22 protein-coding genes and 1 riboswitch are annotated in these 25,600 nt (G+C 70.9%); of the genes, 7 read left to right on the forward strand and 15 right to left on the reverse strand.

Annotated elements, in window-relative coordinates; translation table 11 throughout:
* Window positions 1-11 precede the first annotated feature (11 nt).
* The 4 genes from PE066_RS17885 to PE066_RS17900 all read right to left on the reverse strand — a co-directional run bounded on the left by PE066_RS17885 (window position 12) and on the right by PE066_RS17900 (window position 6,033).
* On the reverse strand, window positions 12-3,296 hold the full coding sequence (locus PE066_RS17885; RefSeq protein WP_271233878.1) for an efflux RND transporter permease subunit: 3,285 nt from the start codon (window positions 3,294-3,296) through the stop codon (window positions 12-14).
* Window positions 3,297-3,302: 6 nt separating this feature from the next.
* Window positions 3,303-4,466, reverse strand: coding sequence for an efflux RND transporter periplasmic adaptor subunit (locus PE066_RS17890; RefSeq protein ID WP_271233879.1), 1,164 nt, complete (start codon window positions 4,464-4,466; stop codon window positions 3,303-3,305).
* Window positions 4,463-5,158, reverse strand: coding sequence for a TetR/AcrR family transcriptional regulator (locus PE066_RS17895; RefSeq protein WP_271233880.1), 696 nt, complete (start codon window positions 5,156-5,158; stop codon window positions 4,463-4,465). Before PE066_RS17895 ends, PE066_RS17890 begins: the two co-directional genes overlap by 4 nt.
* 110 nt (window positions 5,159-5,268) lie before the next feature.
* On the reverse strand, window positions 5,269-6,033 hold the full coding sequence (locus PE066_RS17900) for a YdcF family protein (protein ID WP_271233881.1): 765 nt from the start codon (window positions 6,031-6,033) through the stop codon (window positions 5,269-5,271).
* An 89-nt stretch (window positions 6,034-6,122) separates the two neighbouring features.
* Here PE066_RS17900 and msrA point away from each other — a divergent pair, with 89 nt between their 5' ends.
* A complete protein-coding gene (gene msrA, locus PE066_RS17905; RefSeq protein ID WP_271233882.1) occupies window positions 6,123-6,662 on the forward strand; it encodes a peptide-methionine (S)-S-oxide reductase MsrA in 540 nt (179 codons plus the stop codon).
* Between the two features lie 53 nt (window positions 6,663-6,715).
* Complete coding sequence (gene sugE / locus PE066_RS17910) at window positions 6,716-7,033, forward strand: quaternary ammonium compound efflux SMR transporter SugE (protein WP_271233883.1); 318 nt, start codon at window positions 6,716-6,718, stop codon at window positions 7,031-7,033.
* An 85-nt stretch (window positions 7,034-7,118) separates the two neighbouring features.
* On the opposite strand, the gene cueR is transcribed toward sugE, so the two are convergent.
* Together cueR and PE066_RS17920 are read right to left on the reverse strand one after the other, a co-directional pair.
* Window positions 7,119-7,544 carry a Cu(I)-responsive transcriptional regulator gene (gene cueR, locus PE066_RS17915; RefSeq protein ID WP_271233884.1) on the reverse strand — a complete coding sequence of 142 codons (426 nt, stop codon included), beginning with the start codon at window positions 7,542-7,544 and terminating at the stop codon, window positions 7,119-7,121.
* Window positions 7,537-9,753, reverse strand: a complete 2,217-nt coding sequence (locus PE066_RS17920) for a heavy metal translocating P-type ATPase (protein ID WP_271233885.1) — start codon at window positions 9,751-9,753, stop codon at window positions 7,537-7,539. Before PE066_RS17920 ends, cueR begins: the two co-directional genes overlap by 8 nt.
* Before the next feature lie 145 nt (window positions 9,754-9,898).
* Here PE066_RS17920 and PE066_RS17925 point away from each other — a divergent pair, with 145 nt between their 5' ends.
* Window positions 9,899-10,090, forward strand: coding sequence for a heavy-metal-associated domain-containing protein (locus PE066_RS17925; RefSeq protein ID WP_271233886.1), 192 nt, complete (start codon window positions 9,899-9,901; stop codon window positions 10,088-10,090).
* Between the two features lie 76 nt (window positions 10,091-10,166).
* Window positions 10,167-11,447 carry an MgtC/SapB family protein gene (locus tag PE066_RS17930; RefSeq protein ID WP_271233887.1) on the forward strand — a complete coding sequence of 427 codons (1,281 nt, stop codon included), beginning with the start codon at window positions 10,167-10,169 and terminating at the stop codon, window positions 11,445-11,447.
* Here PE066_RS17930 and PE066_RS17935 read toward each other — a convergent pair.
* The 3 genes from PE066_RS17935 to PE066_RS17945 are packed head-to-tail and all read right to left on the reverse strand — an operon-like array spanning window position 11,419 to window position 15,238.
* Complete coding sequence (locus PE066_RS17935) at window positions 11,419-12,351, reverse strand: ribose-phosphate diphosphokinase (RefSeq protein ID WP_271233888.1); 933 nt, start codon at window positions 12,349-12,351, stop codon at window positions 11,419-11,421. The two genes, PE066_RS17930 and PE066_RS17935, sit on opposite strands and share 29 nt — an antisense overlap.
* Window positions 12,348-13,874 carry a thymidine phosphorylase family protein gene (locus tag PE066_RS17940; protein WP_271233889.1) on the reverse strand — a complete coding sequence of 509 codons (1,527 nt, stop codon included), beginning with the start codon at window positions 13,872-13,874 and terminating at the stop codon, window positions 12,348-12,350. The genes PE066_RS17935 and PE066_RS17940 overlap by 4 nt, the downstream gene beginning before the upstream one ends.
* Window positions 13,871-15,238: an MBL fold metallo-hydrolase gene (locus PE066_RS17945; protein ID WP_271233890.1), complete on the reverse strand. Its 1,368-nt coding sequence runs from the start codon at window positions 15,236-15,238 to the stop codon at window positions 13,871-13,873. The genes PE066_RS17940 and PE066_RS17945 overlap by 4 nt, the downstream gene beginning before the upstream one ends.
* Window positions 15,239-15,415: 177 nt before the next feature.
* On the opposite strand from PE066_RS17945, the gene PE066_RS17950 reads away from it, so the two are divergent.
* The gene (locus PE066_RS17950; protein ID WP_271233891.1) at window positions 15,416-15,877 is read left to right on the forward strand and encodes a DoxX family protein; all 462 of its coding nucleotides are present in this window, start codon (window positions 15,416-15,418) and stop codon (window positions 15,875-15,877) included.
* Between the two features lie 72 nt (window positions 15,878-15,949).
* Here the strand turns inward: PE066_RS17950 and PE066_RS17955 are convergent, their stop codons facing one another.
* The gene (locus tag PE066_RS17955) at window positions 15,950-18,175 is read right to left on the reverse strand and encodes a copper-transporting P-type ATPase (RefSeq protein ID WP_271233892.1); all 2,226 of its coding nucleotides are present in this window, start codon (window positions 18,173-18,175) and stop codon (window positions 15,950-15,952) included.
* 118 nt (window positions 18,176-18,293) lie between these two features.
* Here PE066_RS17955 and PE066_RS17960 point away from each other — a divergent pair, with 118 nt between their 5' ends.
* Together PE066_RS17960 and PE066_RS17965 are read left to right on the forward strand one after the other, a co-directional pair.
* Window positions 18,294-18,764, forward strand: coding sequence for a c-type cytochrome (locus tag PE066_RS17960; protein WP_271233893.1), 471 nt, complete (start codon window positions 18,294-18,296; stop codon window positions 18,762-18,764).
* A 103-nt stretch (window positions 18,765-18,867) separates the two neighbouring features.
* A riboswitch (yybP-ykoY riboswitch) is annotated at window positions 18,868-19,050 on the forward strand.
* Window positions 19,051-19,052: 2 nt separating this feature from the next.
* A complete protein-coding gene (locus PE066_RS17965) occupies window positions 19,053-19,649 on the forward strand; it encodes a TMEM165/GDT1 family protein (RefSeq protein ID WP_271233894.1) in 597 nt (198 codons plus the stop codon).
* Between the two features lie 90 nt (window positions 19,650-19,739).
* Here the strand turns inward: PE066_RS17965 and PE066_RS17970 are convergent, their stop codons facing one another.
* The 5 genes from PE066_RS17970 to PE066_RS17990 form a co-directional block, all read right to left on the reverse strand.
* On the reverse strand, window positions 19,740-20,594 hold the full coding sequence (locus PE066_RS17970; protein WP_271233895.1) for an HpcH/HpaI aldolase/citrate lyase family protein: 855 nt from the start codon (window positions 20,592-20,594) through the stop codon (window positions 19,740-19,742).
* On the reverse strand, window positions 20,591-21,055 hold the full coding sequence (locus PE066_RS17975; protein ID WP_271233896.1) for a MaoC family dehydratase: 465 nt from the start codon (window positions 21,053-21,055) through the stop codon (window positions 20,591-20,593). Before PE066_RS17975 ends, PE066_RS17970 begins: the two co-directional genes overlap by 4 nt.
* Window positions 21,056-21,117: 62 nt before the next feature.
* Entirely contained in the window at window positions 21,118-22,296 is a 1,179-nt protein-coding gene (locus PE066_RS17980) for an acetyl-CoA C-acyltransferase (RefSeq protein ID WP_271233897.1), read from the reverse strand.
* On the reverse strand, window positions 22,293-24,410 hold the full coding sequence (locus tag PE066_RS17985; protein ID WP_271233898.1) for a 3-hydroxyacyl-CoA dehydrogenase NAD-binding domain-containing protein: 2,118 nt from the start codon (window positions 24,408-24,410) through the stop codon (window positions 22,293-22,295). The genes PE066_RS17980 and PE066_RS17985 overlap by 4 nt, the downstream gene beginning before the upstream one ends.
* 18 nt (window positions 24,411-24,428) lie before the next feature.
* Window positions 24,429-25,592, reverse strand: a complete 1,164-nt coding sequence (locus PE066_RS17990) for an acyl-CoA dehydrogenase family protein (protein WP_271233899.1) — start codon at window positions 25,590-25,592, stop codon at window positions 24,429-24,431.
* Between the last annotated feature and the right edge of the window lie 8 nt (window positions 25,593-25,600).

Genomic DNA, 25,600 nt, shown 5'->3' on the forward strand with positions numbered 1-25,600 from the left:
GAGGCTGGGGACTAGGGCAAACCCCGAATTTTAGAAGCGGGCACAGCAGCGGCCCCGCCGCCGGCGCCCGGGGCCGGATTCCCGCCCCCGGCCAGCGCCGGGGAAGCCGCCGAAGCGCCATGGCCCGTGTCGTCATCCCCGCGCATGCGGGGATCCAGCGCAACGCGCCCGCCGCGCGAGCGGCGGCGCAGCCAGGCCGCGAAATCATCCAGGTAGCAGTACACCACCGGCACCACCACCAGCGTCAGCAGCGAGGAGGTGATCACGCCGCCGATCACCGCCTGGCCCATGGGGGCGCGCTGCTCGGAGCCTTCGCTCAGCGCGAACGCCAGCGGCACCATGCCGAAGATCATCGCCAGCGTGGTCATCAGGATCGGGCGCAGCCGCACCCGGGCGGCCAGCAGCAGCGCCTCGGCGCGCTCCATGCCCTCTTCGCGCATCCGGATCGCGAAGTCCACCAGCAGGATCGCGTTCTTGGTCACCAGCCCCATCAGCATCACGATGCCGATGATGGAGAACATCGAGACGGTCGAGCCGAACAGCATCAGCGCCAGCACCACGCCGATCAGCGTCAGCGGCAGCGAGGTCATCAGCGCCAGCGGCTGCAGGAAGCTCTTGAACTGGCTGGCCAGGATCATGTAGATGAAGATCACCGCCATCGCCAGCGCCGACATCGCGTAGCCGAAGGACTCGGCCATGTTCTTGGCCGAGCCGCTGAACTGCCAGCGGTAGCCCGGCGGGAAGGCGATGCCCTCCAGTTGCTTGCGGATGTCGGCCGAGATCTCGCCGGCGGCGCGGTCGTGCGCGTTGGCGTTGATCGCCACTTCGCGCGTCAGGTCGCGCCGGTTCACCTGGTTGGGGCCGGTGCCTTCGCGCACCTGCGCCACCTGGCCCAGGCGCACGATGCGGGCGCTGCCGTCGGCGTTCTGGCCGGTGGCGAAGGGCAAGCGATCGAGCTGCTGCGGCGCGACGCGGGCGTCGGGCGCCAGCCGCACGTTGACGTCGTAGGTCTGGTCGTCGGGCGCGCGCCAGTTGCCCACGGTCTGGCCGGCCACCAGGGTGCGCAGCGAGCCGGCGATCTGGCCGACCGACAGGCCCAGGTCGGAGGCGGCGTCGCGCTGCACCTGCACCTCGATGGTGGGCTTGTCGGCCTTGACGCTGGAGTCCAGGTCCACCAGGCCGGGCGTGCCGCGGATGCGCTCCATCACCAGCCGGGCCAGCCGCTCCAGCTCCTGCTGGTCGGGCCCGAGGATGGAGAACTCGATCTGCTTGTTGCCGCCCACCGCATCGACCAGGCCGACGTGCGTGACGGTGATGCCGGGCACCTGCAGCAGGCGCTGGCGCAGCACGCCGGAGAGCTGGTCGACGCTGCGATGGCGCTGGTCGCGGTCGACCAGCCGCACGTACACCGAGGCGTAGATCTTGCCCTGCGCGGTGCCGGTGTTGATGGTCGACAGCGTGTACTGCACCTCCGGCAGCTCGCGCAGGATCGCCTCGACCTGGCGCGCCTTGGCCTCGGTCACCTCCAGCGACGAGCCCACCGGCGTGTGGAAGCTGACCGAGGTCTCGGAGTAGTCGGCCTTGGGCACGAACTCGGTGCCCAGCAGCGGCAGCATGAACACGCTGGCCACGAAGATGCCCAGCGCAAGACCCAGCGTGGCCAGCTTGTGGCCGAGCGACCAGCGCAGCAGCGACTGGTAGGTCTGCGCCAGCCATTCGGTGGCGCGGTCGAAGGCGCCGGTCACGCGGCCGATCGTGCGGTCGTACAGCGTGCGCGCCTCGCGCGGCTGGCCGTGGCGGTCGATCTCCGGGTCGTGCCAGATCGACGACAGCATCGGGTCCAGCGTGAAGCTGACGAACATCGAGATCAGCACCGCCGCCACGATGGTGATGCCGAACTCGTGGAAGAACTTGCCGATGATGCCGCCCATGAAGCCGATCGGCAGGAACACGGCGACGATGGAGAAGGTGGTGGCCAGCACCGCCAGCCCGATCTCCTGCGTGCCCTCCAGCGAGGCCTGGTAGGGCGGCTTGCCCATCTGCACGTGGCGCACGATGTTCTCGCGCACCACGATGGCGTCGTCGATCAGCAGGCCCACGCACAGCGACAGCGCCATCAGCGTGATCATGTTGATGGTGAAGCCGAAGGCGTGCATGAACAGGAAGGTGCCGATCAGCGCGATCGGCAGCGTCAGCCCGGTGATGACCGTCGAGCGCCACGAGTTCAGGAACAGGAAGACGATCAGCACCGTCAGCGCCGCGCCCTCGATCAGCGTCTGGCGCACGTTCTGCACGGCGACGCGGATCGGCCGCGAGGCGTCCTGGATCGGCTCCAGCCGCATGCCGGGGGGCAGCTCGGCCTTCATGTCGCGCAGCGTCTGCGCCAGGCCATCGGTGACCGCGATGGTGTTCTCGTCCTGCGATTTCTGCACCGACAGCAGCAGGGTGCGCTGGCCGTTGTAGAGGGCCAGGCTCTCCACTTCCTGGGCGCCGTCGGCCACGCGGGCCACCTGCTCCAGCCGCACGGGCGCGCCGCCCTTGCGCGCGACGATGATGCGGCCGAAGTCCTCGGGCCGCTGCATGCGCGCGTCGATCTGCACCACGCGCTCCTGTGCCAGCGAGCGGATGGCGCCGACCGGCAGGTCCTGGTTCTCGTTGCGCACCGCGGACACCACCTGGTCGGCGGTGATGCCGAAGGCCTCCAGCGCCTGCGGGTCGAGGTACAGGTTGATCTCGCGCTTGCTGCCGCCCACCAGCGTGACCGAGCCGACGCCGCGCACGTTCTCCAGCCGCTTCTTGAGCACCTGGTCGGCCCAGTTGGTCAGCTCCACCGAAGAGAACGCCTTGCCCTTGCTGTCGTCAGGCAGCACCGCCACCGACCAGATCGGCCGGCTGGCCGGGTCGAAGCGCAGCACGCGCGGCTCCTTGACCTCGGTGCGGAACAGCGGGCGGATGTTGGCCACCTTCTCGCGCACGTCGTCGGCCGCCTTGCGGCCGTCCAGGTGCAGCTGGAACTCGATGATGACCAGCGACTGGTTCTCGTAGCTGCGCGAGGTGAGGGCGTTGATGCCGGCGATCGAGTTGACCGCCTCCTCGATCTTGCGCGTGACTTCGCTCTCGACCACCTCGGGCGAGGCGCCCGGGTACTCGGTCTGCACCACTACCACCGGGAAGTCGATGTTGGGGAACTGGTCGACCTTGAGCCGCTGCAGCGAGAACAGCCCGAGCACCACCAGCGCCAGCATGAGCATGGTGGCGAAGACGGGATTCTTGAGGCTGACGCGGGTGAACCACATGGGGTGTCAGGGGCTGGGGGTCTTGCCCGCGGCGGCGCGCGCCGCCGGCACGGGCGCTGCGGTGAACCGCACCGGCGTGCCTTCGCGCAGCTGCCCGACGGCGCCCTTGATGACCACGGTTCCGGCCGCGAGGCCGTCCACCGCGACCCAGCTCTCGCCTTCCACCTCGCCGCGCGCGCCCGGCGTCACCGCGCGGTGCGCCACGGCGCCGTTGTCCACCACCTGCACGTACGGCGCCGGTTTGTCGGTGCGCACCGCCGCCAGCGGCAGCGCCAGCGCATCGGCGCGGCCGGTGGCCAGCCGGCCCTGCGCGAACAGGCCCTGGCGCAGCCCGGCTGCATCCTGCAGTGCCAGGTAGGCCGGCACGCTGCGGCTGCCGGCCTGGGCGCTCGGGTTGATGCGCACGACCTGCGCCGTGACCGGCCGCTCCAGGCCTTCCACCTGCAGCTGCGCGGTCTGGCCGACGCGCACCTGCACCGAATCGGCCGCGCTCAGGGTCGCTTCCAGTTCCAGCCGCGACAGGTCGACGATCTCCACCACCCGCGCATCGACGCCGACCCGCTCGCCGGGCTGGGCCAGCCGCTGCGACACCACGCCCGCGATGGGCGCGCGCAGCACGGTGTCGTCCAGCGTCTTGCGCGCCATGTCGGCTGCCGCCACGGCGGCCTGGTGGGTCGAACGCGCCGCGTTCAGGTTGTTCAGCGAAGTGTCCAGCGCGGTCCTGGAGATGAAGCCCTGGTCCACCAGCGCCTTGTTGTTGTCCCACTGGCGCTGGGCGATGTCGATCTGCGCCTGGGCCGCGGCCGCCTGCTCGCTGGCCTGGCGCAGGCGCGCCTGGTATTCGGTGGCGTCGATGCGTGCGATCACCTGGCCGGCGCGCACCGCATCGCCTTCGCGGACCGAAAGGCCTTGCAGTTCACCTGCCACGCGTGCCTTCACCTGGGCGGAGTTGACGGCGCGCAGCGAGCCCGACACCGGCAGGCCCTGCGACAGCGCCACCGACCGCACCTTCAGTACGTCGGATTCGGCCAGCTCCACCACGGCCTGCGCCTTGGCCACCGGCTCGGCGGCGGCGCGCTCCTTGCGCGCGGCGGCCAGCCGCAACGCGCCGACGGCGGCGAGCACCAGGACGAGGGCCGCGATGGCCCACTTCAATCGGCGGCGCGTCATCGCTTGCCCGTCCGGTGGGCGGCCGGCGCGCAGATGCCGCCGAGCAGGATGTCGGCGACGTTCTGCAGGTAGCGCTGCGGGTCGAGGGCGTAGTCCTGCGGGGCGCAGGGCGCCAGCGAGTGCTTCATCATGATCAGGTGGACCATCGGCGCGATGATCGAGTAGACGGCGTAGTCCAGGTCGAGCGGCTTGAACTCGCCGCGGTCGATGCCGCGCTGCAGGATGCGCCGGATCAGCCGGTTGCCGGGGTTGATCACCTCCTGCTGGTAGAAGGCCGCCAGTTCGGGGAAGTTGCGTGCCTCGCTGATCACCAGCTTGGTGATGCCCGAGGCGCGGGTGGCGCCCAGCCGGTCCCACCAGACCTGCAGGCAGTAGCGCACCATGTCGGGCGTGGAGCCCTGGAACGACTCGAACTCCTCGTACCACTCGGTGAAGCGGCCCGACACGTTCTCGCGCACCACCGCCTTGAACAGTTCCTCCTTGCTCGGGAAGTAGAGGAACAGCGTGCCCTTGGACACGCCGGCGCGGGCGGCCACTTCCTCCGAGCGGGTGGCGGCGAAGCCCTTTTCGACGAACAGGTCGAGCGCGGCATCCAGCAGCTCGCCGGGGCGGGCCTGCTTGCGGCGCTCGCGCTTGCCGGCCACTTCGTCGGCGGGCTCGGGCGGGGCGGCGAGGGGTTTGGCGGGGGACATGAATTACTGACTGACTGGTTAGTAATGTAGCCGCGGGGGAGCCGGACCGTCAAGCCGGAGCCGCCGGCGCGAGCCTAAGTGCCGGGCGACCGCCATCCCCCTGAGCCAGATCAAGGCCGGGCGACCCACAGGCCCAGTGCCTCGCGCAGCACCTGGCGCGACAAGGCCAGGCCGTCGGCCGACGGCAGCCAGGCCAGCAGCGGACGGGTCGGCGCGGCCGCAAAGCCGGTGGGCGCGGGCAGGACCGTGAAGCCGGCGCGCTCGAACTCCAGCACCGAGCGCGGCATGTGCCAGGCGTCGGTCACCAGCGCGATGCGGCTGATCTGCTCGCGCGCCAGCAGCTCGTGCATGCGGGCGGCGTTCTCGGCGGTGTCACGCGATTGCGCATCGGCCCAGCGCAGCTCGGCGCCGAACTCCGCCAGCGTGCGGCGCGCGGCCTCGGCTTCCGGCGGAAAGCCGTCGCCGGCCGCCCAGCCGATGCCGCCGGCAAAGGCCAACGGCTGGCCGGTCCGGCGCGCGAGCCAGGCGCCGTAGCGCAGCCGCGCCAGCGTGTAGCCGGTCGGTTGTGCCGCGCCGTACTCCGGCGCCTGCGGCACGATGCCGCCGCCGAGCACCACGATGGCCTGCACCCGGGCCTGCGCGAGCTGGGCCGGCTGGGCCGCCGGTACCTGCGGCAGCACCGTGTGGGCCAGCGCGATCGCGACCGCGTGGCAACTGAGCAGCCACAGCCCCGCGATGCCGATGAAGGCGATCGTCAGGCCGGCCCGCACCCGCTTGCGGGCGGCGAGCAGCAGGCCGAGCAGGGCCAGCAGCAGCGGCGCGGTCGGCGGCATGACCAGCGCCGTGAGGATCGGTTTGAGTTCGCCAGGGAGCATGGGGTGAATGCTAGAGGCTGGCAGGACCGCGCAGACACGGCATTTCGGCCCCGGGCTACAGTGACCCTCTTTGCCCGGAGTCCCGCGCCATGACCGATCCCCAAACCCTCGTCCTCGCCGGCGGCTGCTTCTGGTGCACCGAGGCGGTCTTCGTCAAGGTGCGCGGCATCACCGACGTCGAATCCGGCTACAGCAACGGCCACGTCCAGCGCCCCAGCTACGAGCAGGTCTGCACCGGCACCACCGGCCATGCCGAGGTGGTCAAGCTGACCTACGACCCGGCGCAGATCAGCACGCGGCAGATCCTGGAGATCTTCTTCGTCGTGCACGACCCGACCCAGCTCAACCGCCAGGGCAACGACACCGGCACCCAGTACCGCAGCGGCATCTACTACACGACCGAAGAGCAGCGCCAGGTGGCCGAAGACCTGATCCGCGAAATGGGCCGGGACAAGCTGTTCGGCCAGCCCATCGTCACCGAGGTGCAGCCGCTGGCCAACTACTGGCCGGCCGAGGCCTACCACCAGGACTTCTTCGAGAAGAACCCCTACCAGGGCTACTGCGTCGCCATCGCCGCGCCCAAGGTGGCCAAGTTCCGCAAGACCTTCGCGGCGCTGGCGAAGGATTGACGGGCGCGGGTGCTAGCCTCGGCGCCTTCATTCATTCATCGAGGATGGCTGCAATGGCCTGGTTGGTGCTGGTGGTTGCCGGCTTGTTCGAGGTGGGCTGGGCCATCGGCCTGAAGTACACCGAGGGATTCACGCGTCTCTGGCCGACGGTGGGCACGGTCGTCGCGATGACGATCAGCGTGGTGTTGCTGGGGCTGGCGATGCGCACGCTGCCCGTGGGCACCGCCTATGCCGTGTGGACCGGCATCGGCGCCATCGGCACCGTGATCCTGGGCATCGTGCTGTTCGGCGACCCGGCCACGATCGCGCGGTTGGTGTGCGTGGGGCTGATCCTGGCGGGGATCGTGGGGTTGAAGCTGACGCACGCGTGAGCGCGCATCCGGGTGCGTGAGGGGCCGCGCGGCGCGGCCGGTGTTCGCGCCCGCGCCGCGCTGCCTCAACTCACATCGACTTCTTTCAATGCCGGCACGCATGCCCGCCACTCTCGAGCTCGTCGAGGATCGGGCAGTCCGGCCGCTCGTCGCCATGGCAGCAGTCCACCAGGTGCTGCAGGGTGCGCCGCATGGTTTCCATCTCCTCCAGCTTGCGCGTGAGTTCCTCGACGTGCTTGCTGGCGATGCGGTGCACCTCGTGGCTGGAGCGGCGGCGGTTCTGCCACAGCTTGACCAGCTCGGCGATCTCGGCCATCGAGAAGCCGAGGTCGCGCGCGCGGCGGATGAAGCGCAGCGTGTGCACCTCGCGCTCGCCGTACTGGCGGTAGCCCGAGTCGGTGCGGTGCACGGCCGGCAGCAGGCCGAGCGACTCGTAGTGGCGCACCATCTTGGCCGACACGCCCGAGCGGCGCGCCGCCTCGCCGATGTTCCAGGGTCCGGCATCAGCCATGACGGGCTCCCTTCCAGCGGCGCAGCAGCAGCGCGTTGGTCACCACGCTGACGCTGCTGAAGGCCATCGCGGCGCCGGCGAGCACCGGGCTGAGCAGGCCGAACGCGGCCAGCGGAATCCCGACCACGTTGTAGACGAAGGCCCAGAACAGGTTCTGCCGGATCTTGGCGTAGGTGCGGTGCGAGATGTCGATGGCGTCGGCCACCAGCGCCGGGTCGCCGCGCATCAGCGTGATGCCGGCGGCGTGCATGGCGACGTCGGTGCCGGTCGACATGGCGATGCCGACGTCGGCGGCGGCCAGCGCCGGCGCGTCGTTGATGCCGTCTCCCACCATGGCCACGGTGCCGTGGCCGGCCTTGAGCTCGCCGATGATGCGGGCCTTGTCCTGCGGCAGCACCTCGGCGCGCACGTCGTCCATGCCGAGCTGCCTGGCCACCGCGCCGGCCGCGCCGGCGTTGTCGCCGGAGACCAGCGCCGTGCGCACGCCCAGGCGGTGCAACAGCGCGATCGCCTCGGCGGCGCTGGCCTTGAGCGTGTCGCCGAACGCGAGCATGCCCAGCAACCGGGGCGCGGCACCGGCTTCGGCCAGCCACGACACGGTCTGCCCGGACGACTGGGCCTGGGCGGCGACAGCGGCCAGCGGGCCGGTGTCGATCCCCAGCTCGGCCATCCAGCGCGTGCTGCCCAGCCGCAGCTCGCGGCCTTCGAGTCGGCCCGAGACGCCGCGACCGGCGACTGCCTTCACGCCCTCGGAAGCCGGCACGGCGATCGATTGCTCCTGCGCGGCGTTGACGACGGCGCGCGCCAGCGGGTGCTCGCTGCCGGCCTGCAGCGCGGCCGCCAGGCGCAGCAGCTCGCCGCGCTCGACGCCGGCCGGCTCGAAGGCGACCAGCCGCGGCCTGCCCTCGGTCAGCGTGCCGGTCTTGTCGAAGGCGACCACGTCCAGCTTGTGCGCGACTTCCAGCGCTTCGGCGTCCTTGATCAGGATGCCGCGCCGCGCCGCCACGCCGGTGCCGGCCATGATGGCCGCCGGCGTGGCCAGGCCGAGCGCACAGGGGCAGGCGATCACCAGCACCGCGACGGCGTTGAGGATGGCCGCTTCCCAGTGGCCGGTGGCCAAGCCCCAGCCCAGCAGGGTGAGCAGCGCCAGCACCAGCACCACCGGCACGAACACCGCGCTGACCTGGTCGACCAGCCGCTGGATCGGCGCCTTCTTCGCCTGCGCCGATTCGACCAGCCGGACGATGCGCGCCAGCGTGCTCTCGGCGCCCAGCGCGGTGGCGCGCAGCACCAGCAGGCCCTCGGCGTTGACCGAGCCGCCGGTCACGCGGTCGCCGGCGTGCTTGGCCACCGGCAGGCTCTCGCCGGTGATCATGGATTCGTCCAGGTGGCTGCTGCCTTCCAGCACCTCGCCGTCGGCCGGCACGCGCTCGCCGGGGCGCACCACCAGGCGGTCGCCCAGCACCAGCTGCGCGACCGGCAGTTCGACCTCGCGGCCGTCGCGCTGCACGCGCGCCACGTCGGGCCGCAGCGCGTTGAGCGCACGGATGGCAGCGGTGGTCTGGCGCTTGGCCCGGCCTTCCAGCCACTTGCCCAGCAGCACCAGCGTGATCACCACCGCCGAAGCCTCGAAGTACAGGTGCGGCATGCCGTGCTCGCCGTGCGCGAGCAGCTGCCACACGCTCAGGCCATAGGCGGCCGAGGTGCCGATGGCCACCAGCAGGTCCATGTTGCCGCTGCCGGCGCGCAGCGCGGCCCAGCCGGCGCGGTAGAAGCGCGCACCCAGCCAGAACTGCACCGGCGTGGCCAGTGCCCACTGCAGCCAGCCGGGCAGCATCCAGTCGCTGCCGGCGGCCATCGGCACCATCTGCGCCAGCAGCGGCAGCGACAGGACCGCCGCGGCGATCACCGGCCAGGCGCTGTGAAGCACGTTGTCGGGCGGCTCGGCCGGCGCTTCTTCCGCCTGCAGCACGTGCGCGTGGTAGCCCGCCTTCTCGACGGCGGCGGACAGGGCGGTCACGTCGGTGGCCGGATCGAGCAGTGCGACTTCGGCGGTCTCGGTGGCGAGGTTGACCTCGGCCGAGCCGACGCCGGGGACTTTCTTGAGCGCCTTCTCCACGCGGTTGACGCAGGAGGCGCAGGTCATGCCCTCGATCTGCAGCCGCACGGGCGGCGCGGCGGGGGGCAAGGACAGGGTGGCGGTGTTCATGGCGGCAGTTTGAACCTTTCCATGATGGTAAGGTCAAGCGGGAAGCTTTCAATGATCCCGGTCAAGGGCGCGGCGGGCCTGCGCTTGACCTTGCCACGGGGGCAAGCTTCACAGTGGTGCCGTTCAACCCCACAGGAGAGATGCGATGCATGAATTCAAGCTGCCCGACATGAGCTGCGGCCACTGCGTGAAGGCGGTGACCGAAGCGGCGCAGGAGGTCGATCCGCAGGCGAAGGTGCAGGTGGACCTGGGACGCAAGCAGGCGACGGTGGAATCGGCGCAGCCCAGGGAGAAGTTCGCCGCGGCGCTGGCCGAGGCGGGGTATCCGCCGGCGTGAGCGCCATTCCCGCGGGCGCGCGGACTGCGGCGCGCGTCGTGGCCGCTGACGGCTTCCATGGTGCAATTGCGCACCGATGAGCAATCTCCCCGCCGACCTGATCCCCACCCTGCAATCCATCGGCGGTGCGCTCGCCACCGGGCTGCTGGTCGGCCTGCAGCGGGGCTGGCAGGCGCGCGAGCGGCCGGAGGGCGGGCGGGTCGCGGGCCTGCGCACGTTCACGCTGATCGGGCTGCTGGGCGGCCTGCTCGGCTGGGGCTGGCCCGGCTCGCCCTGGCCGATCGCGGCCGGCCTGCTGGCCACCGGCGCGCTGTTCGCCATCTCCTGGCGCCCGGCCGCCGATGCCGCCGGCACCCTCAGCATCACCAGCGCCATCGCGGGCCTGGTCACCTTCGTGCTGGGCGCCATCGCCGGCCAGGGCTACCCGCTCCACGCGGTCGGGGCCGCCGTGGGGGTGGCCCTGCTGCTGGACCTCAAGGGCCCGCTGCACCGGGGCCTGCGCCGCATGCAGGAGACCGAACTCGATGCGGTGCTGCAGCTGGGCGTGCTCAGCGCCGTCATCCTGCCGCTGCTGCCCAATCAGGGCTTCGGCCCCTACCAGGCGATCAACCCGTTCCAGCTCTGGCTGGCGGTGATCTTCATCGCCGCGCTGTCGCTGCTGGGGCACTGGGCCAGCCGCTGGCACGGCGCGCAGCACGGCCTGCTGTGGGTCGGTGTGCTGGGCGGGCTGGCTTCGTCCACCGCCGCCACGCTGTCGCTGTCGCGATCGGTGCGGGCCACGCCGGAACTGGCCAGGCCGGCCGCCGCCGCGGTGGTGGCGGCCAACGGGATGATGTTCGTCCGCATGGCGGTGGTCGTGTCGCTGCTGCTGGCCGGCGCCGGCGTGCGGCTGGGCGCGCTGCTGGCGGCCATGGGCGCGGCCTGCTTCGCCGCCGCCGCGGTGCTGTGGCATCGGCGCGGCCAGCGGCAGCCGGCGTCGGTGGAGGGCGAAGCCAAGCTGTTCGACCTGGGCACCGCCTTCGGCTTCGCGCTGGCGCTGGGCATCGTCGCCGTGCTGGTGCGCGCGGCGCAGGACCTGCTGGGCACCGGCGGCGTGTTCGCGGTGGCCTTCGTCTCCGGCGCGGTCGACGTCGATGCGATCGTGCTGGCCAGCGTGCAGATGCTGGGTCGGGGCGAGCTGGCGGCCGGCGCGGCTGCCGCGGCCATCGTGCTGGCGGCGGTCGCCAACATGATCGTCAAGCTGGGGATGGCCAGCACGCTCGGCGGCCGTGCGCTCGGCTGGCGCGTGGCCGCCGGCTACGGCGCGGCGGCGGCCACCGGCGCGGCCCTCACGACCGTGGCGGCGTCGCTGGTCTGAGTGCCGCCAGGGCGGCGGCGGCCTGGGCCAGTTCGCCGAGCACGTCGATCGAACCCGGGGCCATCGTCAGCGTGTTGCAGGTGACCACCTCGCCGGCCCCGGCTTCGCGCAGCACGTCCAGCGCATCGGGCGCCAGCACCGCGTGCACCCCGATGCACAGCGGCGCCTGCCCGAAGGCCGCGCGCACGTTCCGCACGGCGGTGGCCATGGTGCGGGCGCTGGAGATGATGTCGTCGATCAGCACCGGCTGGCGGTCGGCCAGCCCCTCGGCCTGCGGCAGCGAGATCTCCACCGCGCGATCACCCAGGCGCTGCTTGCTCAGCACCAGCACCGGGCAGCCGACGCGGGCGGCGACGTCGCGCGCCCACTGCTCGCTTTCACCGTCGGGGCCGATCACCACCGGCCGCGGCAGCCGCTGCGAGATCCAGCGTGCGATGGCCGGCGCGCTCGGCGCCACGGCGGCGGGAATGCGGTACACCGCGTCCAGCGACGGGTAGCGGTGCAGGTGAGGATCGACCGTCACCAGCCGGTCGAACGCCTGCGACACCACGCGCGCGAAGGTGCGCGAGGTCACCGCCTCGCCGTCGCGGAAACGGATGTCCTGCCGCATGTAGGGCAGGTAGGGCGCCGCCAGGCCGACGCTGGCGGCGCCCAGCTCGCGCGCGGTGTCGGCCAGGAACAGCAGCGTGAGCGCCTGCGGATCGGGCTCGCGCAGGGTGGCGATCACCCACACGTGCGCGTCGTGCACGCTGTCGAGCAGGCGGACATAGGCCTCGCCGTCGGGGAAGCGGCGGAACTCGACGCGGCCGACGCGAACGTCGCGGCCGGAGCCGGCGCGCAGGTGGCTGGCAAACAGCTCCGCGGCCGCTTCGGCGCCGGGCGCGGGGAGGATCACCGTGTTCATTCGCCTTCTCCGATCTCGACCAGGCCCGCTTGCGCATGCACGTAGTCGGTGGCGTAGTCCAGTTCGCCGGGGCTGTGGGCGTGCAGCATGAACAGCGGCTGGCCGCGCTCGACCCGATGGCCCAGCTTCACCTCCAGGCTGACGCCGGCCACGGCATCGCCGGGCGCGCCGGCCAGCTTGGCGGCCATGGCGATGCGGCGGTTGTCGATGGCCTGCACGACGCCGGCGCGCTCGGCCGTGACCGCGCGCACGTGCCGGGCCCGGCCGGGCTGGCGCAGGCCGCCCTGGGCTTCGCAGATGGCGGCGAACTGCTGCCAGGCGCGGCCGCTGTCCAGCGTCTGCGTCGCCAGCGCCAGGCCTTCGCCGGCCGGGGTGCGTCCGGCCATCTCCAGCAGGCGGCCGGCCAGCACCAGCGCCCGCTCGCGCAGGTCGGCCGGCGTCTGCGGCTGCCCCTGCAGCACCGCCAGCACGTCGTGCGCCTCCAGCGCCGGGCCGATGCCGCGGCCCACCGGCTGCGACCCGTCCGTCTGCAGCACCTGCACGTCCAGGCCGATGGCCGCGCCCACGTCCGTCAGCGCTGCCGACAACTGTGCCGCGGCGGCCTCGGTGCGCACCTTGGCGGTCGGTCCCACGGGGATGTCGATCAGCACCTGGCGCGAACCGGCCGCCGCCTTCTTGGACAGCACCGAGGCCACCAGCTGCGCCGTGCCGTCGAGGTCGAGCGGCCGCTCGACCCGGATCAGCACGTCGTCGGCCGGGCTGAGCTGCACCGCGCCGCCCCAGACGATGCAGCCGCTGTGGCGCTCGACCACCCGGCGCATGGCGGCCAGGTCCAGCGCCACCGGCGCCAGCGTTTCCATCGCATCGGCGGTGCCGGCCGGCGAGGTGATGGCGCGCGACGAGGTCTTGGGCATGGCGACGCCGCAGGCCGTGACGATGGGCACCACCAGCAGCGTGGTGCGGTTGCCGGGCAGGCCGCCGACGCAGTGCTTGTCGACCACGGTGTCGAACGGCCACTGCAGGCGCTCGCCGACATCGACCATCGCGTGGGTGAGGGCGATGGTTTCCTCGCGATCCATGCGGTCGCCCACGCAGGCCGTGACGAAGGAAGCGAGGTGCAGGTCCGACAGCCGGCCCGCCGCCACGTCGCGCATGATCGCCAGCAACTGCGGGTAGTCGAGCCGATCGCCGTAGGTCTTGGCGCGGATGAAGCGCAGCGACTGCAGCACCGGCGGGTGGCGGATCTCCAGCGGCTCGCCGCCCTGCAGCCCCAGCAGCCGCCACGCGGCCTCGGACAGGCCGGCCTCGTGCACCTGCAGCCAGTCGGCCATCACGTGGTGCACGGTGGCCAGCACGCTGCGGCCGTCGTTGACCAGCTCGACCCGGGCCTGGGCCTCGAAGCCCTCGGCCAGGCAGACCGGGCAGTCCGGCCGCATGTAGACGATGGGCGCCTGGTAGGTGTCGATGCCGGCCCGGCGGGCGACCAGCGTCGCCGGCGCCGGCTTGGCACGCAGCGCCGTCACAGCTCGACTTCCTGGCGCTGCTCGGGCACCGAGCAGGCGAAGCCGTGGGTGTCCTCGATCGCCAGCCGCAGGCTGTCGGAGGCGACCGGCTCGCCGTGGGTGACGAACACCTGGCGCGGCGCCGACGGCAGCTTGCCCAGCCAGTTCAGCAGTTCGCTGCGGTCGGCGTGCGCCGACAGCGAACCCAGGCTCACCACCTCGGCGCGCACCTTGACGTACTCGCCGTGGATCTTGACCTCGGGCGCGCCGCCGGCCAGCGCCGCGCCGCGGGTGCCGGCCGCCTGGTAGCCGGCCAGCAGGATGGTGTTGCGCCGGTCCGGCGCGAAGGCCTTGAGGTGGTGCACCACGCGCCCGCCGGTGGCCATGCCGCTGGCGGCGATGATCACCGCCGGCACCCGCATCTCGTTGAGGCGCTGCGACTCCTCGACCGTGTTGACGATGCGCACGGCCTGGCACATGGCGCGGCACTGGGCCTCGTCCAGCCGGTGCTGCGCGCGGTAGCGGTGGTACAGCTCGGTCACGTTGGCGGCCATCGGGCTGTTGAGGAACACCGGCACGTCGGGCATGCGCCGCTGCTCCTTGAGCTGCGCGACCAGGTGCATCAGGGCCTGCGCCCGGCCGACCGCGAAGGCCGGGATCACCACCACGCCGCCGCGCGCGGCGGTGCGGCTGACCACCTCGGCCAGGGTCGTCGCCGGGTCTTCCTCCAGGTGCGCGCGCTCGCCGTAGGTGGACTCGATCAGCACCGTGTCGGCCGCCGGCGGCGTCTCGGGCGGCCGCATCAGGATGTCTTCGTCGCGCCCGAGGTCGCCCGAGAACAGCACCGAGCCGCCGTCCCACTGCACGTGGACGCTGGCCGCGCCGAGGATGTGGCCGGCCGGGATGAACTGCACGCGCACGCCCGGGATCGGTTCGAACACCGAGTGGAAGGGCGTGCGGCGCAACTGCCGGAGCACGCGGCGGGCGTCGTCCTCGGTGTAGAGCGGCAGCGCCGGGTGGTGCTTCGAGAAGCCGTGCCGGTTGGCGAACTCGGCCTCTTCCTCCTGCAGGTGGCCGGAGTCGGGCAGGAGGATGCCGGCCAGCTCGCAGGTCGCTTCGGTGGCATGGACCGGCCCGCGGAACCCCTGCTTGGCCAGCGCCGGCAGGTAGCCGCTGTGGTCGATGTGGGCGTGGGTGAGCACCACCGCGTCGATGGCGTGCGGATCGACGGGGAAGCGGTCCCAGTTGCGCAGGCGCAGTTGCTTGAGGCCCTGGAACAGGCCGCAATCGACCAGCAGGCGGCGGCCGCCGTGGGCCAGCAGGTAGCGCGAGCCGGTGACGGTGCCGGCGGCGCCCAGGAAGGTGAGTGTGGTTCGGGAACTCATGCCGTGGAAGAGGATACCCGCGGCCGGGGCGGGAAACCCCGGGCGGCTGCACGGAAATGGCTGAGCCATCGCATACTGCGCCCGTCCGGCCGCCTGGCTGGACGGGCGAAGCAGGCTGTGCCCCCGGTGCGGCCGCTTCGTTCTCAACCACTTCACGATCACGACAGGAGACAACCGATGAACACCACGACGACCTCTTTCCCGGCCGCCGGGCAGGGCGCCTTCGCGACGACAGGCGCCCAGGATGCCGCCACGCTGCTGGGCCGCGTGCTGCTGGCATGGCTGTTCATCCCCGCGGGCTGGGCCAAGATCGCCGGCTTCAGCGGCGTGGTGGGCTACATCTCGTCCAAGGGCATTCCCATGCCCGAGGTCTGCGCCGCGCTCGCCATCGCGATCGAGCTCGGACTGGGCCTGCTGCTGCTGGTGGGCTGGCAGGCGCGCTGGGCGGCGCTGGGCCTGGCGATCTTCGTGGCGGTGATCACGCCGATCTTCCACAACTACTGGGCCATGCCCGAGGCCCAGCAGATGATGCAGCGGCAGGCCTTCTGGAAGAACCTCGCCATCCTCGGCGGCCTGCTGGTGGCCTGGGCCTTCGGACCGGGCCGCTGGAGCCTGGACGGCAAGCGCGCGCGGGGCTGAGGAACGGGGCCACTGCCTCTGTCATGGCGGGCCCGGCCCGCCATTTTTTTCTGCGGGACATCGCAAGCGCAGTCACCCCTTCGCCCGCCCGAGTCGCAGCGCATTGAAGACCACCGAGGCCGAACTCAGGCTCATGGCCAGCGCGGCGATCATCGGCGAGAGCAGCCAGCCGGTGAACGGAAAGAGGACGCCCGCGGCCAGCGGCACGCCCAGCGCGTTGTAGACGAAGGCGAACAGCAGGTTCTGCTTCATGTTGGCGACCGTCTGCTCCGACAGCCGCCGGGCCGCGGCGATGCCGCGCAGGTCGCCCTTGACCAGCGTGAGCTGGGCGCTGTGCATCGCCACGTCGGTGCCGGTGCCCATGGCGATGCCGACGTCGGCCCGGGCCAGCGCCGGCGCGTCGTTGATGCCGTCGCCGGCCATGGCTACCACGCGGCCTTCGCGCTGGAGCTGCTCCACCAGTTGCAGCTTGTCGACAGGCTTGACTTCGCCATGCACCTCGTCGATGCCCAGCTTCCCGGCGACCGATTTCGCCGTGGTCAGGCCGTCGCCGGTGGCCATGATCACGCGCAGGCCGGCGGCGTGCAGCTCCTGCACGGCGGCGGGCGTGGTCGCCTTCACCGGATCGGACACCGCCAGCAGGCCGGCCAGCCGGCCGTCCACCGCCAGGTGCATGACGCTGGCGCCTTCGTTGCGCAGGGCCTCGGCATCCTTCGCGAGCGGCGCCACGTCCACCCCTTCCTGCTGCATCAGGGCCGTGTTGCCCAGCGCCAGGGCGTGGCCCTCGACCTGGCCGCGCACGCCGATGCCCGAAGCGGAGTCGAACGCCTCGGCCTTGGTCAGCGCCAGGCCGCGCTCGCGCGCCGCCGCCACGATGGCGTCGGCCAGCGGGTGCTCGCTGCCCTGGTCCAGGCTGGCGGCCAGCCGCAGCACCTCTTCTTCGGTGTAGCCGTTGGCGCCGACGGCGCGGTTGAAGGCCGGCCGGCCTTCGGTCAGCGTGCCGGTCTTGTCGACGATCAGCGTGTCCACCTTGCGCAGGTTCTCGATCGCCGCGGCGTCGCGGAACAGCACGCCCGAGGTGGCGCCGCGCCCGGTGGCGACCATGATCGACATCGGCGTGGCCAGGCCCAGCGCGCAGGGGCAGGCGATGATCAGCACCGACACCGCGTTGACCAGGCCGTAGACCCAGCTCGGCTGCGGCCCGAACAGGCCCCAGCCGAAGAAGGTGAGCAGCGCGATCGCCACCACCACCAGCACGAACCAGCCGGCCACCCGGTCGGCCATGCGCTGCATCGGCGCGCGCGAGCGCTGCGCCTGCGCCACCATCTGCACGATCTGCGACAACACGGTGGCCGAGCCGACCTTCTCGGCGCGCATCAGCAGCGCGCCGCTGGTGTTGAGGGTCGCGCCGACCAGCTTGTCGCCGGCCTGCTTGGACACCGGCAGCGGCTCGCCCGTGAGCATGGATTCGTCGAGCGAGCTGCGGCCCTCGACCACCACGCCGTCGACCGGCACCTTCTCGCCGGGACGCACGCGCAGCAGGTCGCCCACGTGCACGTGGGCCAGCGGCACGTCCTCCTCGCTGCCGTCGTTCGAGACCCGGCGCGCGGTCTTGGGCGCCAGGCCCAGCAGCGACTTGATCGCGGCCGAGGTCTGCGAGCGCGCCTTGAGCTCCAGCATCTGGCCGAGCAGGGTCAGCGAGATGATCACCGCCGCCGCCTCGAAGTAAACGCCGACCCGGCCCATGGACTGGAACGATTCGGGGAACACCTCGGGCACGATGGTCGCGACCACGCTGTACACGAAGGCAGCGCCGGTGCCCAGCGCGATCAGCGTCCACATGTTGGGGCTGCGGTTCACCACCGACTGCCAGCCGCGCGCGAAGAACGGCTGGCCGGCCCACAGCACGATGGGCAGCGTCAGCACCAGCTCGATCCAGCTCTGGGTGGCCATGCCGAACCAGCCCAGCGAATGGCCGAACATGGCCAGCGTGGTGACGACCAGCGTCAGCGGCAGTGTCCACCAGAAGCGGCGGCGGAAATCCTCCAGTTCCGGATCGCCGGTGTCCTCCAGCGAGGGCATCAGCGGCTCCAGCGTCATGCCGCACTTGGGGCAGTTGCCCGGACGGTCCTGGCGGATCTCCGGATGCATGGGGCAGGTGTAGATCGTGCCCTCGGGCGCCCCCCCGGCTGCGGACAGCGGCTGGGCGGGCGCGTGCCCCCTGTGGCCGCCGGCCCCATGCCCGTGGTGCGCGTGGTCCGGATGCGCATGGCGGTGGTGTGCGTGGTGATCGGTCATCGGGCGTTCCTGTGGTCGCAAGCAAGGACTCTGAACCTTGTCCCGGTGGGAAGGTCAAGGGGAGGGCGCGCCGGGCTGGGCGAGCGCGGGCCAGCGCACGGCACTACCATGGCAGGCGATGACCGATGCGGACCGTTTCCACTCTACTGCCTTCGCGCTGGCCTGCTGCGCGGCCCTGGCGGGCTGCGATGCCGGCCCCCGGGCCGTCGAGCTCAGGCCGGCGGACCCGCAGGTGGTGCAACTCGGCCAGCAGGTCTATGCCGCCCATTGCGTCGCCTGCCACGGCGCCAGGCTCGAAGGCCAGCCGAACTGGCGCGACCGCGATGCATCGGGCCGGCTGCCGGCGCCGCCGCACGACGCCTCGGGCCACACCTGGCACCACCCGGACGAGCAGCTGTTCGCGCTCACCAAGTACGGCGTCGCGAAAGTGGCGGGGCTGAAGGACTACCAGACCAGCATGCCCGTGTACGAGGGCGTGCTGAGCGACGCCGAGATCGTGGCGGTGCTCTCGTGGATCAAGGCGCAGTGGCCGGCAGAGGTCCGGGCCAAGCACGACCGGATCAACCAGGCCGCGCGCGAGAATCGCTGACGACGGGCCGGCACGGGGCGAGGTCGCCGACCGCGCACGGCGAATCCCACCCGCTGCGTCCGCCATCGGCCGGCACGCCGATGAACTGCGCCACCGCCCCGTACAATCGCGTCCGTCACTGGGGAGTAGCCGTCCTTTCCGCACCGGAAAGGAGCCTGCGTCAACACACTTGGCCCTCCGGGCCATGGCGCAGGCGGTCCCGCACTTGGCAAGACCTTTGACCATGCCGCCTTTCCCGGCCGGGGGGCGCCGTGGTCAATGGATCGAAGCCCGGCCTGGAAAGCTCCTGTGGAAGCCCTCTTCGCTTCGTTCGGGCTGGTCGCCGTCGCCGAGATGGGCGACAAGACCCAGCTCCTCTCGTTCCTGCTCGCGGCCCGCTTCAAGGGCCGGCACTGGGCCCTGATCTGGGGCATCCTGGCCGCGACCCTGGCCAACCACTTCCTGGCGGCGGCGGCCGGCGACTGGATCGCCGCCCATGTCGATCCGCAGGTCATGCGCTGGGTGCTGGGCGCGGCCTTCCTCGGCTTCGCGGCCTGGGCGCTGATCCCCGACAAGCTGGAAGACGATGCCGAATCGAGCCAGCGGCGCGCGCTCGGCCCCTTCCTCACCACCCTGGTCGCCTTCTTCATCGCCGAGATGGGCGACAAGACCCAGTTCGCCACCGTGGCCCTGGGCGCCAACTACGCCAGCCTGTCGATGGTGGTGGTCGGCACCACGCTGGGCATGATGGCGGCCAACGTGCCGGCGGTGCTGCTGGGCGAGCGGCTGGCCCGGTACGTGCCGCTGTCGCGCATGCGCTTCGTCGCCGCCGCGCTGTTCGCCGTGTTCGGCGTGGTGGTGCTGATGGGGATCGACTTCGGGCTGGTCGCGGGCACCGGACGCTGAGCGGCCGTGCTGAAACGGGGGCGGGCTGCTACGACCTGAGGGCCTGACCTTTTTCCCGCGCACCCGCGCGGGGGTTCAGCCGGCCTGTTGTCACAGGCTCTCCTGGATGCGCCGCGCCAGCTTGAGGTGCGGAATGTCGATCATCTGCCCATCCAGCTGGAAGCTGCCGGCCGCCGGCTGCGCCTCGAACGCCGCGATGACGCGCCGCGACCACTCCACCTGCTCGGGCGCGTAGCGGAACGCCGCGTTGATGGGCGCCAACTGGCTGGGGTGGATCGCCATCTTGCCGACGAAGCCGTCGCGGAAGGCCTCGGCCGCTTCGGCCTGCACCTCGCCGGGCGCGTTGATCGCCACGCTCACGGTGTCGATGGCGCGCACGCCCGCCGCACCGGCGGCGTACAGGCACATGGACCGTGCCAGGCGGTACGGCTCGGTGAAGCGCCCATCCGCGCGGTTGCCGAACGCACCGATGTCCGCAGCCAGGTCCTCGCCGCCCCAGGTGATGCCCCACAGGCGCGGCGTGGCCCCCGCGAATTCGCCCAGGTGGAACATGGAGCCGCCGGTCTCGGTGGCAATGGGCAGGATCTGCGTGTGCCCCAGCCCCACGCCGAAGGCTGTCTCCAGCGCGTCGAGCTGGTGGCACACCGGCATCAACGATTCCCGGCCGCTGCACTTGGGCAGCAGGATGCCGAACGGTTTTGCAGGTACCACGGCGGCCAGGTCCTTCAGAAGCAGGCCGGAAGACGCCGGATTCACGCGCACCCAGACCTGCTGGTGCCGGGGCTGCGCGGACAGCATCTGCGCCAGGTTGGCGCGCGCCTCTTCCTTCGCCGAAGGCGGTACCGAATCCTCCAGGTCGAGGATCAGCGCGCCGGCTTCCGACGCCTGCGCCTTCAGGTAGCGCTCCGGCCGGTTGGCCGGCACGAACAGCATGGAGGCGTTCATGCGCTGACCGCCTGCGGGCGCTTGTGGATGAAGGCCGCACGCTTGCACAGGCAGACGACCTTGTCGTCCTGGTTCAGGCCCACGTGCTCGAACTCCACGATGCCCGCGCTGGGCCGCGACTTGCTCTCGCGCTTGGAGAGCACTGTGGTCCGCACGTGAATGGTGTCGCCGGCGAACACCGGGGCCGGAAAGCTGATGTCGCTCATCCCCAGGTTGGCCACGGTCGTGCGAAAGGTCGTGTCGTTCACTGACATGCCAATGACAAGCCCCAGCGTGAACAGGCTGTTCACGATGGGTTTGCCGAACTCGGTCTGCGCCGAGAAGTGGCTGTCGATGTGCAGCGGCTGAACGTTCATGGTGAGCGTGCTGAATAGCACGTTGTCCATCTCGGTGACGGTGCGCGTCCACTCGTGGTCGAACCGGCGACCCACTTCAAATTCTTCGTAGTAGAGGCCTGGCATGTTGCAACTCCTTCATGACTCCTGTCTGCCGATATCGAGCCGGGCGGTCGCCCGCTCGCCTGTCAGCACACCTCGAAAAGACCCGCGGCGCCCTGGCCGCCGCCGATGCACATGGTGACGACGACGTACTTCGCGCCGCGGCGGCGTCCTTCGATCAAGGCATGCCCGGTCAACCGTGCACCGCTCACCCCATAGGGATGGCCTACCGCAATCGCGCCGCCATTGACGTTGAGCCGCTCATCCGGAATGCCGAGCCGGTCACGGCAGTACAGCACCTGGCAGGCAAATGCCTCGTTGAGCTCCCACAGGCCGATGTCTTCCACCTTGAGTCCGTGGCGCTCCAGCAGGCGCGGAATGGCGAAGACCGGGCCGATCCCCATTTCGTCGGGTTCGCAGCCGGCCACGGCGAAGCCGCGAAAGATCCCGAGCGGTTGCAGCCCGCGCCGCTCGGCGAGGCGGGCATTCATCACGACGCACGCGGAGGCTCCATCGGAGAACTGGCTCGCGTTGCCGGCAGTGACCACGCCACCCGGCAGTGCAGCTCGAATGCCGCGCACGCCTTCGATCGTGGTGTCGGCGCGGATGCCCTCGTCGGCCGAGACGGTAACCTCGCGGGTCGCGATGCGGCCGCTGGACTTGTCGACCACGCCCATCGTCGTGGTCATCGGCACGATCTCCGCGTCGAAGCGCCCGGCCGCCTGGGCCGCGGCGGCACGTTGCTGGCTGCGGACGCCGTATTCGTCCTGCGCCTCCTTCGAGATGCCGTAGCGCCGGGCGACCTGCTCGGCCGTCTGCAGCATGCTCCAGTAGATCTCGGGCTTGTGCTGCGCGAGCCAGGGGTCGGCGCGCATGTGCGTGTTGATCTCGTTCTGCACGCAGGAGATGCTTTCCACGCCGCCGGCCACGATGATCGGCACCTGCTCGACCATCACGCGCTGCGCCGCGATGGCGATGGCCTGCAGGCCCGAGGCGCAGAAGCGACTGACCGTCAGGCCCGCGGTGCTCACTGCGAGTCCGGCGCGCAGGGCGCTCGTGCGGGCGATGTTGCCGCCGGTGGTGCCTTCCGGACGGCTTGCGCCCAGGATGACGTCCTCGACTTCGTCCGGCGCGACGCCGGCCCGCTCGACCGCATGTCGCACCGCATGGCCGCCGAGCGTGGCGCCATAGGTCATGTTGAAAGCGCCCTTCCAGCTCTTGGCCAGGGCGGTGCGGGCGGTGGAGACAATGACAGCTTCGTTCACTTACGAGCCCCTTCCAGGTGGTCCTTCAGGCCGCGACCCTCGGCGGCCAGGCGGTCGAGCAGCGGCGCGGGCGTCCAGGCCCGGGCGTCGGCGCCTGGCTCGGCGGCGATGCGCCTGAGCGCACGCACGACCTCCGACAGCCCGACCTCTTCGGCGTAGTGCATGGGGCCGCCGCGATGGCGCGGGAAGCCATAGCCGTTGAGGTAGACCACGTCGATGTCCGAGGCGCGCTGCGCGATGCCCTCGTCCAGGATGCGTGCGCCCTCGTTGGCCATCGCGAAGAGGCAACGCTCGACGATCTCGGCCTTGCCGACCGCGCGCGGCGTGACGCCCTTGTCGCGACGGTATTCGGCCAGCAGCGCGTCGACGGCCGGATCGGCAATGGGGTCGCGCCGCCCCGGCTCGTAGCGGTACCAGCCCGCGCCGTTCTTCTGCCCGAAGCGACCCGCCTCGCAAAGGCGGTCGGCAGCGATGCTGAAATCCACGCCGGGATTCTCGGCGGCGCGGCGCTTGCGGACCGCCCACGAGATGTCCAGGCCCGCCAGATCGCCGACCCGGAAAGGCCCCATGGCCAAGCCGAATTCCTCGAGCGCCCGATCCACCTGCTGGGGCGACGCGCCCTGGAGCAGCAGGTCGTTGGCCGCGGAGACATAGCGCGCCAGGATCCGGTTGCCGATGAAGCCGTCGCAGACCCCGGCCACGACGGCGACCTTGCCGATCCGCCGGGCCAGTTGCATCACCGTGGCCAGCACTTCGGCCGAAGTGGCCGCGCCCCGCACGACCTCGAGGAGCCGCATCACGTGGGCAGGGCTGAAGAAATGCAATCCGACGACGTCCTGCGGCCGACTCGTGAAGCTTGCAATCGTGTCGAGGTTCAAGGCCGAGGTGTTAGACGCGAGGATCGCCCCCGGCCGCAACACCCTGTCGAGCTGCTCGAACACCACGCGTTTGACTTCGAGGCTTTCGGACACGGCTTCGATGGCCAGATCGGCATCGACCAGTGCGTCGTAACTCAGAGTCGGCGCGATCAGGTTCATGCGCTGCTCGAGCGCGTCGGGCGTCAGCCGCCCCTTCTTCAATGCGCTCTCGTAGGTGCGGCGTATCGAGTCGATGCCGCGCTGCAGCGCTTCCTGCCCCGTCTCGAGCAAGCTCACCGCGATGCCGGCGTTGGCCAGGGTGATCGCAATCCCGGTGCCCATCGTCCCTGCGCCGATGACGGCGACCTGGCGGATCGGTCGTGCCGCCGTCCCGTCCGGCACACCGGCAACCTTGGTCGACGCACGTTCCGCGGCGAATGCATGGCGCAACCCCCGCGACTCGGGTGTGTTCATGAGCTGGAAGAAGAACTCGCGCTCCAGCTTCAGCGCCTCGTCGAAAGGCTTGCCAACGGAGGCGGCCAGTGCCTCCACGCACTTCTGCGGAGCCGGCATGTTCTTCGACGCGGCGCGCACAGTGTTGCGCGCGAACTGCAGGAACGGCTCTGCCGCCGGCGCATCCACCACCCGGTCGCGCACGCGGGATATCGGCATCGCCTGTGCGATCACCTTTTCCGCGAAGGCCAGCGCGCCAGGCATCAGTTCGCCGTCGATTAAGGCATCGATCAGCGGCGTTCCCTCGAAGGAGCGCGCGGCCTGGGGCGCTCCGGAGAGGATCATGTCCAGCGCGCGCTCCAGTCCGACGAGTCGGGGCAGTCGCTGCGTGCCGCCTGCACCGGGCAAGAGGCCGAGCTTGACTTCGGGAAGCCCCAGCGTGGCCTCCGAGCCGGCGACACGAAAGTGACAGCCCAGTGCAAGCTCCAGTCCGCCGCCGAGGCAGGTGCCTGCGATCGCCGCGACGACCGGCTTGGATGACATCTCGATCGCACGAATCACCGATGGCAGGATCGGATCCCGGCTGGAGTTGGCCGTGCCGAACTCGCGGACATCGGCGCCCGCTGAAAAGATACGCTCGCCCCCGGTCAGGACGAGGGCGCGGATGGCCGGATTCGCCAGGGCGCGATCCAGCGCAGCGGCGATGCCCACCCGCAAGGAATGCCCCAAGCCGTTGACGGGCGGATGGTCGAGCGTGAGCACGGCGATGGAGCCGTGCACGGCATAGCCGACGGTAAAGGTCATGAGTTTCTGCCCCGTTGATTAGTAGGACTTGGGCAGCCCGAGCGCCTTTTCCGCGATGAAGCACAGGATGAGCTGCGGGCTCACCGGCGCGATGCGGGGAATCCAGGCTTCGCGCATGTAGCGCTCGACGTGGTACTCCTTGGCATAGCCCATGCCGCCGTGCGTCAGGATGGCGTTCTCGCAGGCGTGGAAGCAAGCCTCGGCCGACAGGTACTTGGCCGCGTTGGCCTCTGCGGCGCAGGCTTTGCCCGCGTCGTACAACGACGCCGCCTTCATGACCATGAGGTTGGCCGCCTCCAGCTCGATCCACGACTTGGCCAGTGGGTGCTGGATCCCCTGGTTCTGGCCGATCGGGCGCTCGAACACGACGCGCTCGTTCGCATACTGGGCGGCGCGCTGCAGGGCCACCCTGCCGAGGCCGACGGCTTCCGAAGCGATGAGGATGCGCTCCGGGTTCATCCCGTGCAGGATGTATTCGAAGCCGCGCCCCTCTTCGCCGATGCGGTCGGCCACGGGGATGCGGAGTCCGTCGATGAAGACCTGGTTCGAGTCGACGCACTTGCGGCCCAGCTTCTCGATCTCGCGCACCTCGACGTGCGTGCGATCGAGGTCGGTGTAGAAGAGCGAAAGCCCCGCGGTGCCACGTGCCTCCTCCACCGGCGTCGTGCGGGCCAGCAGCAGGATCTTGTTGGCGACCTGCGCGGTGGAGATCCACACCTTCTGGCCCGAGACCACGTAATGGTCGCCTTCGCGCACGGCGCGGGTCTTCAGCTTCAGCGTGTTCAGGCCGGCGTTGGGCTCGGTGACGCCGAAGCAGGCCTTGTCACGGCCCTCGATGAGCGGCGGCAGCCAGCGCCGCTTCTGCTCGTCCGTGCCGTACACCACGACGGGATGAAGGCCGAAGATGTTCATGTGGACGGCCGAGGCGCCGGAGAGGCCGGCGCCGGTAGCCGAGATGGTCTGCATCATCAGCGCGGCCTCGGTGATGCCGAGGCCGGCCCCGCCATACTCCGGCGGCATCGCGATGCCCAGCCAGCCCGCGTCGGCCAGCGCACGGTGGAAGTCCAGCGGGAAATCGCCTTGGCGATCCTTGCGCAGCCAGTAGTCGGCGTCGAAAGGCTCGCACAGGCGCTGGATCGCCTCGCGGATCTGTTCCTGTTCCGGGGTGAGATCGAAGTTCACGTTGGTTT

It is taken from the genome of Ramlibacter tataouinensis (genome assembly GCF_027941915.1).
GTDB lineage: Bacteria > Pseudomonadota > Gammaproteobacteria > Burkholderiales > Burkholderiaceae_C > Ramlibacter > Ramlibacter tataouinensis_C.

Coding starts and splice junctions, on each gene's coding strand:
- PE066_RS17945 (WP_271233890.1), bottom strand. CDS start 15,238: ATGAGTTCCCGAACCACACTCACCTTCCTGGGCGCCGCCGGCACCGTC.
- msrA (WP_271233882.1), top strand. CDS start 6,123: ATGACCGATCCCCAAACCCTCGTCCTCGCCGGCGGCTGCTTCTGGTGC.
- PE066_RS17930 (WP_271233887.1), top strand. CDS start 10,167: ATGAGCAATCTCCCCGCCGACCTGATCCCCACCCTGCAATCCATCGGC.
- PE066_RS17920 (WP_271233885.1), bottom strand. CDS start 9,753: ATGAACACCGCCACCCTGTCCTTGCCCCCCGCCGCGCCGCCCGTGCGG.
- cueR (WP_271233884.1), bottom strand. CDS start 7,544: ATGGCTGATGCCGGACCCTGGAACATCGGCGAGGCGGCGCGCCGCTCG.
- PE066_RS17960 (WP_271233893.1), top strand. CDS start 18,294: ATGACCGATGCGGACCGTTTCCACTCTACTGCCTTCGCGCTGGCCTGC.
- PE066_RS17975 (WP_271233896.1), bottom strand. CDS start 21,055: ATGCCAGGCCTCTACTACGAAGAATTTGAAGTGGGTCGCCGGTTCGAC.
- PE066_RS17925 (WP_271233886.1), top strand. CDS start 9,899: ATGCATGAATTCAAGCTGCCCGACATGAGCTGCGGCCACTGCGTGAAG.
- PE066_RS17895 (WP_271233880.1), bottom strand. CDS start 5,158: ATGTCCCCCGCCAAACCCCTCGCCGCCCCGCCCGAGCCCGCCGACGAA.
- sugE (WP_271233883.1), top strand. CDS start 6,716: ATGGCCTGGTTGGTGCTGGTGGTTGCCGGCTTGTTCGAGGTGGGCTGG.
- PE066_RS17935 (WP_271233888.1), bottom strand. CDS start 12,351: ATGAACACGGTGATCCTCCCCGCGCCCGGCGCCGAAGCGGCCGCGGAG.
- PE066_RS17885 (WP_271233878.1), bottom strand. CDS start 3,296: ATGTGGTTCACCCGCGTCAGCCTCAAGAATCCCGTCTTCGCCACCATG.
- PE066_RS17950 (WP_271233891.1), top strand. CDS start 15,416: ATGAACACCACGACGACCTCTTTCCCGGCCGCCGGGCAGGGCGCCTTC.
- PE066_RS17985 (WP_271233898.1), bottom strand. CDS start 24,410: ATGACCTTTACCGTCGGCTATGCCGTGCACGGCTCCATCGCCGTGCTC.
- PE066_RS17900 (WP_271233881.1), bottom strand. CDS start 6,033: ATGCTCCCTGGCGAACTCAAACCGATCCTCACGGCGCTGGTCATGCCG.
- PE066_RS17890 (WP_271233879.1), bottom strand. CDS start 4,466: ATGACGCGCCGCCGATTGAAGTGGGCCATCGCGGCCCTCGTCCTGGTG.
- PE066_RS17970 (WP_271233895.1), bottom strand. CDS start 20,594: ATGAACGCCTCCATGCTGTTCGTGCCGGCCAACCGGCCGGAGCGCTAC.
- PE066_RS17955 (WP_271233892.1), bottom strand. CDS start 18,175: ATGACCGATCACCACGCACACCACCGCCATGCGCATCCGGACCACGCG.